We start from the raw sequence: 16,403 nt of genomic DNA, 5'->3' as shown, positions 1-16,403 counted from the left end.
TTAATTTAATCTATATCAATGCGTTATAAATTTTTAACTAGTCTACTTTTTGTTATTTGTTTGTCACTTTTTATGAACCTATCTGGTTCTGATGCGAGAGAGATTAATGATAGCAATTCGAAAAAAATTGCCTCTTTACATAACGGAGAAATTCCTGAAGCTCCTCAAACAAATGAAGAGAAAATGTATGAAACTTTAAATTCAAATGAATTTGAAGTTCCAAATTTTAAAATCTACTCCCAAGCCCTAAAAGGTTTTTATCTATTAAAGGAGAAAGGTTTGATTCAGAAAAATATTTTGACACTTATTGATTTTAGTCTATCTTCTAACAAGGAGCGTCTTTGGGTAATTGATCTTGATACCAATACTATAATGTTCAATTCGCTTGTAGCTCACGGTAGAAATTCTGGAGATGAATTTGCTGGTGATTTCTCTAATACACCAGAATCTTTTAAAAGTAGCTTAGGCTTTTATGCTACGGCAGAAATTTATAATGGTAAGCACGGCATGTCTTTACGTTTAGATGGGCTAGAGAAAGGATTAAATGATAACGCAAGAGAACGAGCTGTTGTAATTCACGGTGCTGACTATGTTTCGAATTCTTTCATAAAAAATAATAAAAGATTAGGTAGAAGTTTGGGTTGTCCAGCTATTCCAGTAGAGATGACCAATAAAATAATTCAAACAATCAAAGATAAGTCATGTTTGTTTATTTACCATTCTTCTAATAGTGATGAAATAATGTCACATTTAGTATCTTAAAGTACGAGCTCAAATCCAGATTCAAGTTTCTTTGCGTCAATTTGTACTTAGATTTTTATTTTTAAACTCAATATTTTAAAAAAAGTTTGGAGCTAACGATTTAGTTTTAAAAACGTTATAATTTTCGATCACTTTTTTAGTAAAAAAACTCAAAAAAACTTGTTTTCAATTCAACTTATTACCTATCTTTGCGCCAGTAATAATGCGAAAGTAGCTCAGTTGGTAGAGCTCCAGCCTTCCAAGCTGGTTGTCGCGAGTTCGAGCCTCGTCTTTCGCTCTAAGAGCAAATGTGTTAATTGCTTGTAAAATATTTTTAATGCGAAAGTAGCTCAGTTGGTAGAGCTCCAGCCTTCCAAGCTGGTTGTCGCGAGTTCGAGCCTCGTCTTTCGCTCTTCAAAAAACCGAAACAGTTTTGTTTCGGTTTTTTATTTTAAATCAGTTAAGTCGGAGTTTTTTTCCATCTCAACTGCTGCTTGACCCTTTCTAAAAAGTCGTGCCGACAATGTTCCTCTAAGTTTTATTTTGCTATTTCGAACCTCAATCCAACTACCTTCTCGCAGTCCTATTACCGGAATTGCATTAAAGGCATGAAATTCATTGATTCTTGTTTCTCTCGTTTCTCCCATGTGCTTGGAAGTTGTGTCGGTATCAAGATAATGCGGATTGATGTTGAAAGGTACTAATCCTAATGTTTGAAAGCTTGGAGGGTAAACAATTGGCATATCGTTGGTAGTTTGCATGCTGAGCCCACAGATATTACTACCCGCACTAGTGCCAAGGTAAGGTGTTCCGTTTTTTACTACTTCCGTGATCGTACTCATGATTTTGTGTGCATATAATTGAGATACGAGTACAAATGTGTTTCCTCCTCCAGTGAAAATAGCTTCTGCTTCTTTTATTGCCATGATCGGATCTTCTAGTTCATGAATTCCTTGCACTTTAATATTGATTTTTTTAAATGTGGTTGCAACCAGTTCAGTGTATTCATCATGTGATATGCCACCTGGTCTTGCAAACGGAATGAATAAAAGGGTTTTGCAGTCCTTAAAATGAATACTCAGTTCTGGCAATAAGTATTCTAAATGCTTTTCACCATGAATTGTAGAAGTACTGGCGATTATTATATTTTTCATTTTTACTTTTTAGGATAAAGATATGAAATCAGTTTAGGGTGTCTATTGGTTTGGCGGGTATTATTAACATATATTTACCACGTACTTGGGATTTGTTTTAAAGTCTTATAGATACTTTTACCCGATACTGTTAAATTATGAGGTTATTATATTATTTTATTTTCTTTATTTCTACACTAGCTTATTCCCAAAAAAATGCAACCTCATTGGTTAGTGGTAGTGTGAGTAGTTCCTTGTCTGAGTTAGAAAGCGTATACGTGATAAACCTTAAAACAGAGAAGATGGTGCAAACTGATAGAAGAGGAGGTTTTACAATTCCCGCAGTAGAAGGTGATAGTATAATATTTTCTATGTTTCAATTTAATAGATTATCAATAGCTGTAACAAAGGCACATATTGCTGGTCAACGGTTGAATGTCAATATGGTTCCTCTAATGAATTATCTTGATGAGGTGGTGATTGGTCGATACAGCCATTTAAATGCGGTAAATTTAGGAATAATTCCTGCTGGGCAACGTTCTTATACTGCAGCAGAAAGAAAACTTCTAGCGGCGGGTGATTTTAGCGGTTCGGGTGGTGTATCTGTAGGCTTAGATCCTCTGCTGAATATATTTTCGGGACGTACGTCAATGCTCAAAAAAGAGCTTGCTGTAGAAAAGAAGGAAAGTTTTATGCAGCAGTTAGAATATATGTTTGATGAGTCGCACTTTATAAATAAATTACAAATTCCGCCTCTCTATGTAAAAGGCTTTATGTATTATGCAGTCGAAAACCCTAAATTCACAAAAGTTTTAGAGACGAAAAATAAAGTTAGTATAGAGTTTTTATTAGGCCAACTGGCTGAAATGTATAAGAAAGGCATTTCGGGTGAAACTAATTGAAAATGATAATTAATTTTCATTCTTAAACTCGTAACTTTATACGGATAGTAATTGATTTTAAGATCAAGCTAAATAAGATATAAATTTACAGTAGATGAAAAATAAATTAGGAATAGTATCGATCGCTTTTTTTTGTTGCCAAGCACTTTTTGCGCAAATAGAAACTAGTAAGATGGTAAAAGGGCAAGTTCGCAATCAGTTGATACCTGTAGAAGATGTCATTGTATTTAATACCAAACACAGTTCGGGAGCAACTGTTAATGCTTATGGTTCCTTTGAGATCATGGCAAGTGTCAACGATACTTTGGTTTTCTCCAGTTTGGTTTTTAAGTCGAAAAAACTAATTTTGACCGAAAAAGATTTTATAACGCCTAAAATAATAGTTCCCTTAGAAGTGTTTACAAATGAGTTGGCCGAAGTCATTATTTTAGCTCAGAAAGAAATCCATCCTGTTTCAGGAAGTACTCAGAGAATAGTAGATGCAAGGTTTTTTGATGATGCATTATCGTCTCCAAAAAATTCGGTAATGCCCTCTGATCAATCTATCGATAAAGGAATGGACTTCGTAAGGATTTATAAAGGTATTTTAAAAACGATGCGTAAAGATAATCCAGGTAAGCAAGACTTCTATAAAGACACAGCTTTCTCAGATTATGTAATTACTCATGTTGATTATAATTTTTTATCTAATACCTTGGAATTACAAGATGACCAAATCAAACTATTTTTGGTTTATTGTGAAAATGATTCCAAATCAAGAAGTTTAATGAATCCAGAATCAGAATTTCACTTGATTGACTTTCTTACATTAAAGAGTAAAGAATTTAAAAAAATTAGTGCAGCAGGGAAATGAGAAAAAATACTTTTTATATAGTACTAGTTTTCAGTTTTATAGTTCTTACCAGTTTTAATATTCATAAATTCTATATGGGCATTTTTCAAATACATTATGCGCCAGAAAAGAAAATGCTTCAGATAACCACGAGGGTATTTGTTGATGATTTAAATAAGGCCCTAGAGAAAAAATACCATAAAACAACTCATTTAGGTACAACTCAAGAAAGTGCTGAAGATGTTGTTTTGATGCGGAAATACTTAGCCGAGAAATTTTATTTAAAGGTTAATGGTTCAGTTATGCCAATGAACTATTTAAGTAAGGAAATAGAAAGTGATGTTCTAATTTGTTATCTCACTATTAGAGATATTAGTAAAGTAAAATCATTAGAAACTCATAATGCTATTTTGACCGATTTCGACGAAGAGCAACAAAACATTGCACATTTCACAGGTTTTGGAGCCAAACAGAGCTTTCTCTTTACAGAATCCGTAACGAATCATGTGTTAAAGTTTTAGATGGAGGCATCAGGTTTGTGAAAAAATCTTATTTTCACGCACTTAAACAACTTGATTGCTAAACATGAAGAAAATTACATTCTTATTACTTTTTCCAGTGCTACTCTTTGCACAAGGAAATGAAAAAAATGCACTTCCAAAACAAGAAGGAAGATATGATACGAATAAGTTTAGTCAAATGTATGATTTATTAGCTACGCCTAATATGTTTCGTACGGCGTCTGGGGCTCCTGGTCCCGCTTACTATCAACAACAAGCCGACTATAAAATGGAGGTGGAGCTTGATGATAAAAACGCCAAATTAATGGGGTCTGAAATTATAACGTACACTAATAATTCACCTGATACTTTGGAGTACCTGTGGGTACAGTTAGATCAGAATCACGATGCAAAAGATTCCGAAACGCCACTAGCAGAAAGTAGTGCTATGGAACAAACTTTTCCAGCAAAAAACTTTTCAAACAAATTTTTTCAAAAAGATTTAGAACGTGGTTTTAATATTGAGTATGTAAAAGATGCCAAAGGAGCACCAATGTCCTATACCATTAATCATACAATGATGCGTATCAACTTGGCAACACCAATGAAACCAGGTGCAAGTCTCTCTTTCTCGATTAAATGGTGGTATAATATTAATAATTACCAATTAGAAGGTGGTCGATCTGGCTATGAATTATTCGAAAAAGAGAACAACAGACTTTATGTTATAGCGCAGTTTTACCCGAGAATGGCAGTATATAATGATGTCGAAGGATGGCAAAATATGCAATTTTGGGGAAATGGAGAGTTTGCTTTGCCATTTGGTAATTTTGATGTTAGTATTACTGTTCCTGCAGATCACGTTATGGAAGCTACGGGTGAGCTTACTAATAGAAAAGATGTTTTTACAGATGAACAAGTTAAAAGATATGAGCAAGCTCAAAAATCATTTGACAAACCTGTTGTTATTGTAACTCAAGCGGAGGCTGAAGCAGCAGAAAAAGGTTTCTCAAATAAAAAGAAAACTTGGAAATTTAGCGCAAAAAATGTTAGAGATTTTGGTATCGCTACCTCTAGAAAATTTATATATGATGCTATGGCGGTACAATTGCAAGACAAAGTTGTAATGGCAGCTTCAGTATATCCAAAAGAGGCAAATCCTTTGTGGGGTGAAACTTCGACCATGACCGTAGCACATACACTTAAAAGTTATTCTGCTCATACGTTTGATTATCCTTATCCCAAAGCAGTATCTGTATCCGCAGCTGATCAGGGAATGGAATATCCTATGATTTGCTGGAATTTTGGACGTCCTGACGAAAATGGAGTAACTAGCGAACAAGTTAAGAACGGTATGATTGGGGTGGTGATTCATGAAGTGGGTCATAATTTTTTTCCTATGATTGTAAATTCAGATGAGCGTCAATGGACTTGGATGGATGAAGGTTTGAATTCGTTTATGGAATTTATGGCAGAAGATGAGTTGGGAACGAATTTCCCATCTCGCAGAGGTCCAGCAAAGAATATTGTTCCTTATATGAGTGGTGACCAAAAATATTTAGAACCAATTATGTCCAACTCAGAAACAATAAACCAATTTGGTAATAATGCATATGGTAAACCAGCAACAGGACTTAATATTCTTAGAGAAACCATTATGGGGAGAGAATTGTTTGACTATGCTTTTAAAGTATATGCAAATCGATGGAAATTCAAACATCCAACGCCAGAGGATTTCTTTAGAACAATGGAGGATGCTTCTGCAGTAGACTTAGATTGGTTCTTCAGAGGTTGGTTTTATTCAACAGATTTTGTGGACATCGGTATTAGCAATGTGAAACAATATTATGTAACCGAAACTCCAACTGAAGCCTTGAAAGATTCGAAAGTGCGAAAAGGACGTTTTGGTCTAGAGCCTGGGCCATTTGTTTATTTGGTCGAAAGTAATAATGCGGAATTGTCGGCAAAAGATAAAAAGGCACTTAAAATTGACGAGGTAAAGTTATTGTCAGAATATGTAGGTTCACTTTCTACCGAAGAAAGAGGAAGTTTAAAATCACCTAAGTACTTTTATGAAGTGGAGTTTAATAAACCAGGCGGAATGATTATGCCAATTCTTGTTCAACTTACTTATGAGGACGATACGGTAGAAAATTTTAAATACCCAGCTCAGATTTGGAGAAGAGGCAACCAAGTAGCTAAAAAGGTGTATGCTACCGAAAAAGCAATAAAGAAAATACAAATAGATCCAAAATTGGAAACAGCAGATATAGATGTAACAAATAACACTTGGCCAAAACAGCAAGTAAAATCTAAATTTGATTAATCAATTTAACTCCAAAAAAGACTCGTAACTGAGTCTTTTTCTATTTTTATGATTTAATTAAAACGCATGGCTGCAAAATTTAATATCTTTGCATTAATAAAAAAAATAATTATATGTTTGGTATCGGCGGAGGAGAACTGGTTTTTATTATGTTTATTGTATTAATGCTTTTTGGATCTGATAAAGTTCCAGAAATAGCACGTACTTTGGGTAAGACAATTGCTCAAGTTAAAAATGCTACCAATGATATAAAAAGTGAAATTCACAAAGGAATTGAAGACAATGGTTTGGATAAAAAATCATTAGGTGATATGACAGGGAATATTAATAGTAAACTTAGTAAGGCTACAGAAGATCTTTTGGGTGATACGGTTACACATGCCAACAAGCTGAAAGAGGATATTGAAGAAATATCGGGTCCTGTTAAACGTCAAATGTAATGATTGAAAGTATAGTATCATTTGATAGACAATTATTTATATTCCTTAACAGCCTAGGCTCTGAATCATATGATGGTTTGTGGCTATTTATAACCAAACAGTCCAATTGGACACCAATTTTTCTCTTCTTTTTATATCTTATTTACAAGAAATTAGGCACTAAGCAAACGCTCTTTGTATTGCTTTTTGTGGCAATTTTAATAGCGATTACCGATCAAGTCACTAATATGTTTAAATATGGATTTGAAAGATTGCGCCCTGGTAGTAATCCCGAAATAAACACAATGATTAGAGTCGTTAAATCAAGTTCTACTTTTAGTTTTTTCTCTGGGCATGCAGCCAATAGCATGGCTTCTGCAGTATTTATTTACAAATTAATTCAGCCTTATTACAGGCAATCGTACTGGATATTTTTATGGCCTCTGATATTTGCATATAGCCGTATTTACCTTGGTTTACATTATCCAGGTGACATATTGTGCGGATATTTATTTGGTGCCTTTTCCGGTTATGCAGTATTTAAAATGTATAAACTAGCACAAATAAAATATTTTCCTCTTACTTAATTTTGGTAGCAATTCCAGCGCTTCATTGCAATCTTGGGATCAATTAATAATTTTTTCTAAGTAATAAAAGGAGCTTCCGTTGGTCGCTCTTTTATTCCAATAAAAAAGTTTATTATCGACCCCAAGGATTTTCATTTCGATCTGGGCTAAAACTTTATATCAAATTACAGAACTCGACTCACAGTAAGTCCATCGCGTATCGGTAACAAGACCGTTTCAACTCTAGGATCATCTCGAAGTAATTTATTATAGTTGACCAAGATTTGAGTGCTCACATCATTAGGGTGTATTTCTTGAACAACTTTTCCGCTCCACAAAACATTGTCCGAGAGAATAATTCCTCCTTTATTCATTTTCGGCACAATCATTTCAAAATAATTAATGTAGTTTTCCTTGTCGGCGTCGATAAAAACGAGATCAAATTTAACATTCAATCTGGGTATTATATCGGTTGCTTCACCTAAGTGCTGCGTGATTTGTGTTCCCCAAGGTGATTTGTCAAAGTGCTTGCGCTGAAAGTCTACCAACTCTTCTTTAATATCAATTGTATGTAAGGTACCATTATCTTGCATCCCTTCGCAAAGGCATAAAGCAGAATAACCGGTGTATGTTCCGATTTCTAGGATATTTAAAGGTCTAATTAGTTTTGATAGCATACTCAATACACGTCCCTGAAAATGACCACTTAACATTCTTGGAAGTAGTATTTTTTGATACGTTTCTTTGTTTAAAGCAGCTAGTAAAGCAGGCTCTTTTTCAGAATGTTGTTCGATATAATCTTCTAAATCTTGTGAGAGAAAGTGCATCTATTTGAATTTTATTGGCTGTAAAGTTATTAAATTTTAAAATAGTGCTGCATTATCAAGTAGGTTAATAGTTGTTGTTTTGTAATAAGTAATCCATTTGTAAATAGTAATCGCTAAGATGCAGTTTTAAATGTATTGAGTTGACTACTGATAATCGGAATAAATGAGATTATGGTAAGTGATATATTGGGTTTGCCTACTTTCGAAAATGAATAAACTTTAGCAATTTTTAAATTTAAGCTATTATTGTAGGTCATCAAAACAACAAATCGATAAATAGTCAGTAAATTTGCGCCATGGAAATAGAGAAAAAAGACATACGAGCTTTAAGCAAAGAACAATTGAGAGATTTTTTTGTTGCCAACGGAGATAAATCTTTTCGTGGTAATCAAGTCTATGAATGGTTGTGGAGCAAAGGAGCACATAGTTTTGATGATATGACCAATCTTGCCAAAGGGACAAGAGGTATGCTTGAATCTAATTTTGTTATCAATCATATTAAAGTGGATACCATGCAGCGTTCTGAAGATGGTACGGTAAAAAATGCTCTTCGTTTGCATGATGGTCTAGTGGTAGAATCTGTTTTGATACCGACTAAAACTAGAACTACGGCTTGCGTTTCCAGTCAAGTGGGTTGTAGTTTAGATTGTAATTTTTGCGCTACTGCTCGATTGAAACGTATGCGTAATCTTGAACCAGCGGAAATATACGATCAGGTAATTGCGATTGATAGGGAAAGTAAATTGTACTACAATCATCCGTTGTCTAACATTGTTTTTATGGGGATGGGGGAACCCTTGATGAATTATAATAATGTTATGAAAGCTATAGAGATGATCACTTCAGAAGAAGGATTAGGAATGTCTCCAAAAAGAATTATGGTATCAACTTCTGGGATACCAAAAATGATAAAGAAATTAGCTGACGACGATGTAAAGTTTAAATTAGCAGTCTCACTGCATTCTGCTATTGATGAAATTAGAGCTAGGATTATGCCGTTTAGTGCTAACTTTCCTTTAGCTGATTTGAGGGAATCTCTAGAATATTGGTACCGAAAAACCAAATCAAAAGTTTCTTATGAATACGTGGTATGGAAAGGTATTAATGATAATCAAGAATCGGTTGATGCCTTGGTTAAATTTTGTAAATATGTTCCTTGCAAGGTAAATTTAATCGAATACAACCCAATCGATGATGGTGAGTTTCAACAAGCATCAGAAGAGGCTACAAATGCATATATTAAAGGATTACAAAGTATTGGAGTAGTTGTTAAAGTTAGACGCAGTCGAGGTAAAGATATAGACGCTGCTTGCGGACAATTGGCTAATAAAGAAGCATAGAACTTTTAATCCCTTTTGTGAATTTATAAAAGGGATTTTTAGCCTTAAATAATTTAATACTATCCATTTTTTCGAGTTTTCAACGGCGCTTTATAGGTGCTATTTTTATTAAAAGCAGTATATTTGAAACCGAAATGAATGTTACTTCACAAATAAAACAACCCATCTTTGACGAAATGGAACTTTTTGAAAAAAAGTTTCGTGATTCTATGATTTCACAAGTTGCTTTGTTGAACCGAATTACCTATTATATTGTCAATAGGAAGGGGAAACAAATGCGACCTATGTTTGTGTTTTTGTGTGCCAAAATGGTTTCTGATGGTCACGTTAATGAGCGAACTTATCGTGGCGCATGCGTGATAGAGCTGATACATACAGCCACCTTAGTTCATGACGATGTGGTAGATGATAGTAATCGCCGTCGTGGTTTTTTCTCGATTAATGCGCTTTGGAAAAATAAAATAGCCGTCTTAGTTGGAGACTATTTATTATCTAAGGGTTTGTTACTCTCAATAGATAATGGTGATTTTGATTTGCTAAAAATTATATCAGTTGCGGTTCGGGAAATGAGTGAAGGTGAATTGCTTCAAATAGAGAAAGCAAGACGACTTGATATCACAGAGGATGTCTATTATGAAATTATTCGAAAAAAGACAGCCACTCTTATTGCTGCTTGTTGCGCGCTTGGCGCAAAATCGGTAATTGATGATGAAATTCAAGTAGAGAATATTCGAAAATTTGGAGAACTTATCGGGATGGCCTTTCAAATCAAAGATGATTTATTCGATTATTCAGATGAAGCAATTGGTAAACCGACAGGTATTGATATCAAAGAACAAAAAATGACTCTACCCTTAATCTATGTCTTAAACAATTGTACATCAAAAGAAAAGTCATGGTTGATCAATTCGATAAAAAATCATAATAAAGATAAAAAGCGCGTTAAAGAAGTTATTGCATTTGTAAAAGACAATAATGGATTAACGTATGCCGAAAATAAGATGATAGCTTTTCAACAAGAAGCTTTGCAGATATTAGAGAACTACCCAAAGTCTGACTTTAAAGACGCTCTAATATTGATGGTTAATTATGTTATCGAAAGAAAAAAATAAAACTTAATCAATAATGCGTGGCAGCAACTTTTTGTAGTTGCCTGTTATTAATTTTACAACTTCTATAATACCAAAATAAATTGATTTCAAAAGCGACTATAGATACTGTTTTCGAGACTGCTCGTGTAGAGGAGGTTATTGGTGATTTTGTACATTTAAAACGTGCAGGTAGTAATTTCAAAGGTTTAAGTCCTTTTTCAGATGAGCGTTCACCATCTTTTATGGTCTCCCCGGCTAAAGGTATCTGGAAAGATTTTAGTTCTGGTAAGGGAGGTAACTCTATTGCTTTTATTATGGAGCATGAACATTTTACCTATCCAGAAGCAATTCGTTATCTGGCAAAGAAGTATAATATTGAAATAGAAGAAACAGAACAAAGTGAAGAGGAAAAAGCTAACATGGATGCTCGTGAGAGTATGTACCTAGTTTCTGAATTTGCAAAAAGTTATTTCCATTCAACATTGTTGAGGTCAGAAGAAGGTAAAGCTATTGGTTTGTCTTATTTTAAAGAGCGTGGTTTTACAAATGAAACAATCGAAAAATTTGGATTAGGTTATTCTCCTGAAGGCTGGGATGCATTTACCAAGGAAGCATTAGGGAAGGGTTATAAACTAGAATTCCTAGAAAGTACCGGTTTGACCATCCCTCGTGATGATCGTCCGTTTGATCGATTTAAAGGTCGTGTAATGTTTCCAATTCAAAGTATGTCGGGAAGAACTTTGGGATTTGGAGGAAGAATATTGACAAATGACAAGAAGGCGGCGAAGTATCTCAATTCACCAGAAAGTGATTTGTATCATAAAAGTAAAGTTCTTTATGGTATTTTTCAAGCTAAGCAAGCCATTGCAAAACTGAATAATTGTTATTTGGTAGAAGGATATACAGATGTGATACAATTTAATCAATCTGGAATCGAAAATGTCGTTGCTTCATCTGGTACAGCGTTAACTCCTGATCAAATTCGCCTTGTTAATCGATTGACAAAAAATATAACAGTTTTATTTGATGGTGATGCAGCTGGTCTGCGAGCTTCTGTACGTGGAATCGATTTGATTCTTGAGGAAGGGATGAATGTGAAAGTTTGTACTTTTCCTGATGGAGAAGATCCAGACAGTTTTGCTCGAAAAACTTCACATGATGATTTAGTCGCTTATTTGGAAAGTAATTCTAAAGATTTTATTCAATTTAAAGCTTCGCTTTTAATGAATGAAGCTAAGAACGATCCAATAAAAAAGGCAGACTTAATTAGAGATATGGTCACGAGCATATCTAAAATTCCAGATCGTATTCAGCGCGAGATTTACATTCAGGAATGTTCGCGTATTATGGATATATCCGAACAAGTTTTGGTAAGTACGCTAGCACAACTGACTCAAAAAGACAATGTAGAAGAAGAAAAAAAACACAAAAAGGAAAATAAGACTTTTGAAGTTCTCAAGAACGATAGTCCTGAGTCGATTGAAAAAGTGGATATATTATATCGTTTGGAACGTAAAATTATCGAAATCTTGCTTCTTTACGGAAATAAAGAAGAGGAGTTTGAAGATACGTTTATGAAAACTAATGAAGAAGGTGAAATTGAAAATGTAGTTGAAAAGAAACGCTTAAAGGTATTTTATCGCATATATTTAAGTCTTCAAGAAGATGAAGTAGAGTTGGCCAATCCATTGTTTAGAGCAATATTTAATGATTTAATAAATCATTATCTGCAGAACGAAAGCTTTAGTTTAGAGCAATACTTGATGCATTTACCAGCAGAATATGCTCAAGAAGTGACCGACATTCTAATGGAAGATGAGAAATTGGTAATGCACGATTGGGAAGGTCAAAATATTTTTCCGAAATCTAAGAATGATACTATTGCTCAAAATGTAAGTGAAACTATTTTGACTATGAGATGGTATCTTGTGGGGAGCATTATAGATGAATTAAAAAACTCCATATTACCTGATGCAGATAATACGGAGTCAATAGGTATGATTATGGATTACAATACATTAACTACTGCCTTTTCGAAAAAACTTGGTAGAGTAATGTCTCGATTTTAATTATACGATTTCAAGTTTTTTAGCTTTTTCAACTAAATCTACAAGATTGGTTACGTTTAATTTTGTCAATAATCTTAATTTGTAAGTACTAATTGTTTTTTCGTTTAATCCAAGGATTGTAGCGATTTCGTGGTTCTTTTTACCACCACTCAAGTAACGTAAAACTTCAACCTCACGGTTAGAAAGTTTTCTATACAAACGTTCGCTTTTACTTTGCTTAGCTATAAGAGCTAGGTTTTTCTTAACGGTCTCGTTCATTATAATTTTTCCTTGGCTCACTTTTATAATAGATTGACCAAGAGTTTCTAGTTTTTCTTTTTTGTGAACATATCCAGATACACCTGCTTTAATAGCATTTGGAGCATAAATTTGTTCAGATAAACTACTGAAAATAATAACTTTAGTTTTTGGGAAATTCTTAAGTATAGATTTGATTTCAAATATACTTGCTAGTCCTTCTAATTCAAGGTCTAGTATCAAAACATCTATCTCTTTGGTAAGTAGAATGTCTCGTATCATCAAAAAGCTACCTACATTGGCAGTAATTGATATTTCGGCATTGTCTTTAAAGTATGATTTTACTCCAAAGTGAACTACGGGTAAGCTATCAGCTAAACAAACTTTTATCATGGTATTTAATTTTTTGTGGTATTTAATTTATATTAATTTTTATATTTGTTTATAAGCGAGGGTGTTAGTTATATTTATAAAGTTAATGAAAAAAAACTTACAATACAAGTTTTTGAAACAAATAGACTACAGATTGTTGATTTTACAAACTGGAATCGAATTCATCTTATGTTGGTTAATTCTATTTAAACGGCTGTATATTTCAAAAACCTTTTTTTCTCTATCTGAAAAATTTTCAGTTGCTAGTTTATTTTCGACAGCAAGCATTGCCCACTCTAATTCATCATAACTTGCTCCTAATTGTTGTTCATCTGTCTTTTCATCTCCAAATAAGCCATCTGATGGCTGCGCATTAAGTATCGAGTCTGGAACTTTTAAGAAAGAAGCAAGTGCGAACACTTCCGATTTCATTAAATCTGCGATAGGGCTAATATCAACACCACCATCGCCATATTTTGTATAAAAGCCAACTCCAAAGTCTTCCACCTTATTTCCAGTTCCTGCAACTAGTAAGCCATGCACTCCTGCATGATAATACAAAGTGGTCATGCGTAATCTCGCTCTTGTATTTGCTAGTGTAAGTTGTAATTTTGCATCGTCAAATTCAGTAGGTACTTGATTTTTGAAATTTTCAAAAACAGGTGTTAAATCTGTTTCTATATTTGATACGTTGGGGAAACGTTTTTTTAACTGTTCTATATGTTCTCTACCTCTGCTTACATGATCTTTATGTTGATGTATTGGCATCTCTACACACAATACTTGTAACCCTGTTTGCGCACATAAAGTTGAAGTTAATGCAGAGTCAACTCCTCCTGAAATTCCGATAACAAATCCGTTAACATTTGCATTTGAAGCGTAAGTTTTTAACCAGTTGACAATGTGATTGTTTACTTCCTCAACTAGAATGGTATTTTTTTTAGTCATAATTGTTTCAGTTTTAAAAAGCAGGAATACGTATATTTGCAAATAAATGCAATGAAGTACAAATAGTAGTTTATTCGTGACAAATTTAATTAAAATAAAATGAAATTATATTGTATTCCAATTCTTATATGCTTCTTTTTGATTTCTTGTGATAAAAATAACAGTATTGAGAGAGCTATAGATGAAATTTCTGTCAATATAAAAGTGGATCGTTTTGATAAAGCTTTCTTCGAATCTGATCCTGCTGACTTACAAGGGCTAAAAAAGGATTATCCATTGTTTTTTCCAGTTGGTAATGACAATTCTGTTTGGATCGAAAAAATGGAAAATCCTTTATGGAGAGATTTGTATAAGGAGGTGCAGAAGAAGTATCCTGATTTTGATAGTGAAAAGGAAGATTTCGAAAAATTATTCAAGCACTTAAAATATTATTTTCCAGAAACAAAAACGCCAAAAGTAGTTACCGTAATCTCGGAGATGGATTATAATAATAAGGTAATTTACGCCGACAGTATTGTAGTGGTTGCCTTGGAAATGTATCTAGGTAAAGAGCATCGCTTCTATGAGTTTCCAAATTACATAAAACAAAATTTTGAAAGCAATCAAATCATGCCTGATGTTATTTCTAGCTTCTTTAGATATAAGGTCAAACCAAATCAAGAGAAAAGTTTGCTTTCGAAAATGATTTATGATGGCAAAGAGTTGTATTTAAAAGACAAAATGATCCCGGATGTTAGAGATGCTGAAAAAATAGGGTATACTCCTGAAGAGTTGTTGTGGTGCCAAGAAAATGAGCAGTATATGTGGGAGTATTTTATTGAGAAGCAATTGTTGTATAGTGATGATCCCAAGTTAGCTTCAAGGTTTGTAAACAAAGCACCATTCTCTAAATTTTATCTGGAGATAGATAATGAAAGTCCAGGTCGAGTAGGAGCTTGGATAGGATGGCAAATTGTACGATCCTATATGGAAAATAATGATGTTACACTGCAACAACTTCTAGCTATGAACACTAAAGAATTATTTGAAAAATCAAAATATAAACCTAAGAAATAATGTCGAATAAAAATAGATCTGAAATAAATTTTCTAGTAGAGCTAGATGAAAATAAAGTTCCTGAGAAACTAATGTGGTCTGCCAAAGATGGTGGAGTTCAGCTCGAAGAAGCTAAAGCGATTATGCTTTCTATCTGGGACAGTAAAGCAAAAGAAAGTATGCGTATCGATTTATGGACCAAAGATATGCCTGTAGATGAGATGAAAATATTCTTTCATCAAACATTAGTTGCAATGTCAGACACTTTTCATCGTGCTACAGGTGACGAAAAAATGTCGGCGACAATGAAAGATTTCTGCGAGTATTTTGCTGAGAAACTAGAATTGACTAAGCCCGGTGAATAAGTTAAAAAGAAACCCCAAAACATATGCAATGTTTTGGGGTTTCTTTTTATAGCTGTTTTTTAATGTAAGATTAGATTATCGTTTAAACATTTCTTGGTTTACGTCGTCTATGTATTGTAATACTTCGTCTTTACCGGTGCTCTCAGTGGCTGAGGTAATAAAATACTCTGGCATCTCTGCCCAGTTATTTGCAAACATACTTTTTTTGTATGCTGCGATATGAGAATCAATTTTTACTTTGCTAATCTTATCAGCCTTAGTAAATATGATACAGAAAGGTATCTCGCTTTCACCCATGTAAGACATAAATTCGATATCGATTGTTTGTGCTTCATGGCGAATATCAATTAACACAAAAGCGCATACCAATTGCTCTCTGTTTTCAAAATAATCAGTAATGAATTGTTGGAAAACAGATTTTGTCTTCTTAGAAACTTTTGCATAACCATAACCGGGTAAATCGACAAGAAACCAATTTTTATTAATCAAGAAGTGATTGATTAATTGTGTTTTCCCTGGTCTTCCCGAGGTTTTGGCTAATTTTTTTTGATTAGTCAGCATGTTTATTAATGATGACTTCCCTACATTGGATCTACCTATAAATGCGTACTCTGGCAAAAAGTCTTTTGGACATTTTGCAGCATCAGAATTACTAATTATAAATTCGGCAGTATTGATTTTCATACTTTATAGTATTAAT

At 33.7% G+C, this 16,403-nt stretch carries 17 protein-coding genes and 2 tRNA genes; 14 read left to right on the top strand and 5 right to left on the bottom strand.

Features of this window, described 5'->3' with window-relative positions; all coding sequences use genetic code 11:
• Window positions 1–18: 18 nt before the first annotated feature.
• The 3 genes from LXH21_RS02900 to LXH21_RS02890 all read left to right on the top strand — a co-directional run bounded on the left by LXH21_RS02900 (window position 19) and on the right by LXH21_RS02890 (window position 1,153).
• Window positions 19–762 carry a murein L,D-transpeptidase catalytic domain family protein gene (locus LXH21_RS02900; protein ID WP_239862610.1) on the top strand — a complete coding sequence of 248 codons (744 nt, stop codon included), beginning with the start codon at window positions 19–21 and terminating at the stop codon, window positions 760–762.
• A 204-nt stretch (window positions 763–966) separates the two neighbouring features.
• A tRNA-Gly gene (locus LXH21_RS02895) sits at window positions 967–1,039 on the top strand.
• A gap of 41 nt (window positions 1,040–1,080) precedes the next feature.
• A tRNA-Gly gene (locus tag LXH21_RS02890) sits at window positions 1,081–1,153 on the top strand.
• A gap of 34 nt (window positions 1,154–1,187) precedes the next feature.
• Here the strand turns inward: LXH21_RS02890 and pepE are convergent.
• Window positions 1,188–1,895: a dipeptidase PepE gene (gene pepE / locus LXH21_RS02885; RefSeq protein WP_239862609.1), complete on the bottom strand. Its 708-nt coding sequence runs from the start codon at window positions 1,893–1,895 to the stop codon at window positions 1,188–1,190.
• A gap of 137 nt (window positions 1,896–2,032) precedes the next feature.
• Between pepE and LXH21_RS02880 the strand changes: the two genes are divergently transcribed.
• The 6 genes from LXH21_RS02880 to LXH21_RS02855 all read left to right on the top strand — a co-directional run bounded on the left by LXH21_RS02880 (window position 2,033) and on the right by LXH21_RS02855 (window position 7,440).
• Window positions 2,033–2,776 carry a hypothetical protein gene (locus LXH21_RS02880; protein ID WP_239862607.1) on the top strand — a complete coding sequence of 248 codons (744 nt, stop codon included), beginning with the start codon at window positions 2,033–2,035 and terminating at the stop codon, window positions 2,774–2,776.
• 94 nt (window positions 2,777–2,870) lie between these two features.
• Window positions 2,871–3,629: a hypothetical protein gene (locus tag LXH21_RS02875; RefSeq protein ID WP_239862606.1), complete on the top strand. Its 759-nt coding sequence runs from the start codon at window positions 2,871–2,873 to the stop codon at window positions 3,627–3,629.
• Window positions 3,626–4,129, top strand: a complete 504-nt coding sequence (locus LXH21_RS02870; RefSeq protein WP_317208776.1) for a DUF6702 family protein — start codon at window positions 3,626–3,628, stop codon at window positions 4,127–4,129. The genes LXH21_RS02875 and LXH21_RS02870 overlap by 4 nt, the downstream gene beginning before the upstream one ends.
• A 64-nt stretch (window positions 4,130–4,193) precedes the next feature.
• The gene (locus LXH21_RS02865) at window positions 4,194–6,434 is read left to right on the top strand and encodes a M1 family metallopeptidase (RefSeq protein WP_239862602.1); all 2,241 of its coding nucleotides are present in this window, start codon (window positions 4,194–4,196) and stop codon (window positions 6,432–6,434) included.
• Window positions 6,435–6,547: 113 nt separating this feature from the next.
• A complete protein-coding gene (locus LXH21_RS02860; protein WP_239862600.1) occupies window positions 6,548–6,874 on the top strand; it encodes a Sec-independent protein translocase subunit TatA/TatB in 327 nt (108 codons plus the stop codon).
• Window positions 6,874–7,440, top strand: a complete 567-nt coding sequence (locus LXH21_RS02855) for a phosphatase PAP2 family protein (protein WP_239862598.1) — start codon at window positions 6,874–6,876, stop codon at window positions 7,438–7,440. Before LXH21_RS02860 ends, LXH21_RS02855 begins: the two co-directional genes overlap by 1 nt.
• A gap of 164 nt (window positions 7,441–7,604) precedes the next feature.
• On the opposite strand, the gene LXH21_RS02850 is transcribed toward LXH21_RS02855, so the two are convergent.
• Window positions 7,605–8,246 carry an O-methyltransferase gene (locus tag LXH21_RS02850; protein ID WP_239862597.1) on the bottom strand — a complete coding sequence of 214 codons (642 nt, stop codon included), beginning with the start codon at window positions 8,244–8,246 and terminating at the stop codon, window positions 7,605–7,607.
• 296 nt (window positions 8,247–8,542) lie between these two features.
• Between LXH21_RS02850 and rlmN the strand changes: the two genes are divergently transcribed.
• The 3 genes from rlmN to dnaG all read left to right on the top strand — a co-directional run bounded on the left by rlmN (window position 8,543) and on the right by dnaG (window position 12,746).
• Window positions 8,543–9,586, top strand: coding sequence for a 23S rRNA (adenine(2503)-C(2))-methyltransferase RlmN (gene rlmN, locus LXH21_RS02845; protein WP_239862595.1), 1,044 nt, complete (start codon window positions 8,543–8,545; stop codon window positions 9,584–9,586).
• Window positions 9,587–9,720: 134 nt separating this feature from the next.
• On the top strand, window positions 9,721–10,698 hold the full coding sequence (locus tag LXH21_RS02840) for a polyprenyl synthetase family protein (RefSeq protein WP_239862593.1): 978 nt from the start codon (window positions 9,721–9,723) through the stop codon (window positions 10,696–10,698).
• 80 nt (window positions 10,699–10,778) lie between these two features.
• Window positions 10,779–12,746 carry a DNA primase gene (dnaG, locus tag LXH21_RS02835; RefSeq protein WP_239862591.1) on the top strand — a complete coding sequence of 656 codons (1,968 nt, stop codon included), beginning with the start codon at window positions 10,779–10,781 and terminating at the stop codon, window positions 12,744–12,746.
• Here the strand turns inward: dnaG and LXH21_RS02830 are convergent, their stop codons facing one another.
• Both LXH21_RS02830 and nadE read right to left on the bottom strand, forming a co-directional pair.
• On the bottom strand, window positions 12,747–13,376 hold the full coding sequence (locus LXH21_RS02830; protein WP_239862589.1) for a response regulator transcription factor: 630 nt from the start codon (window positions 13,374–13,376) through the stop codon (window positions 12,747–12,749).
• Window positions 13,377–13,502: 126 nt separating this feature from the next.
• Window positions 13,503–14,303, bottom strand: a complete 801-nt coding sequence (nadE, locus tag LXH21_RS02825; protein ID WP_239862587.1) for an NAD(+) synthase — start codon at window positions 14,301–14,303, stop codon at window positions 13,503–13,505.
• 99 nt (window positions 14,304–14,402) lie between these two features.
• On the opposite strand from nadE, the gene gldB reads away from it, so the two are divergent.
• Window positions 14,403–15,359 (top strand): gliding motility lipoprotein GldB, encoded by a 957-nt coding sequence (gene gldB, locus LXH21_RS02820; protein ID WP_239862585.1) that lies wholly within the window; start codon window positions 14,403–14,405, stop codon window positions 15,357–15,359.
• Entirely contained in the window at window positions 15,359–15,703 is a 345-nt protein-coding gene (gene gldC / locus LXH21_RS02815; protein WP_239862583.1) for a gliding motility protein GldC, read from the top strand. Before gldB ends, gldC begins: the two co-directional genes overlap by 1 nt.
• A gap of 75 nt (window positions 15,704–15,778) precedes the next feature.
• On the opposite strand, the gene yihA is transcribed toward gldC, so the two are convergent.
• The gene (gene yihA / locus LXH21_RS02810) at window positions 15,779–16,387 is read right to left on the bottom strand and encodes a ribosome biogenesis GTP-binding protein YihA/YsxC (RefSeq protein ID WP_239862581.1); all 609 of its coding nucleotides are present in this window, start codon (window positions 16,385–16,387) and stop codon (window positions 15,779–15,781) included.
• Window positions 16,388–16,403 lie beyond the last annotated feature (16 nt).

It is taken from the genome of Flavobacterium algicola, from assembly GCF_022399565.1.
In the GTDB taxonomy this organism is placed as follows: Bacteria; Bacteroidota; Bacteroidia; order Flavobacteriales; family Flavobacteriaceae; genus Flavobacterium; species Flavobacterium algicola.
Note: the sequence above shows the minus strand (reverse complement) of the source record. Positions and strands in the feature narration are given on the sequence as shown.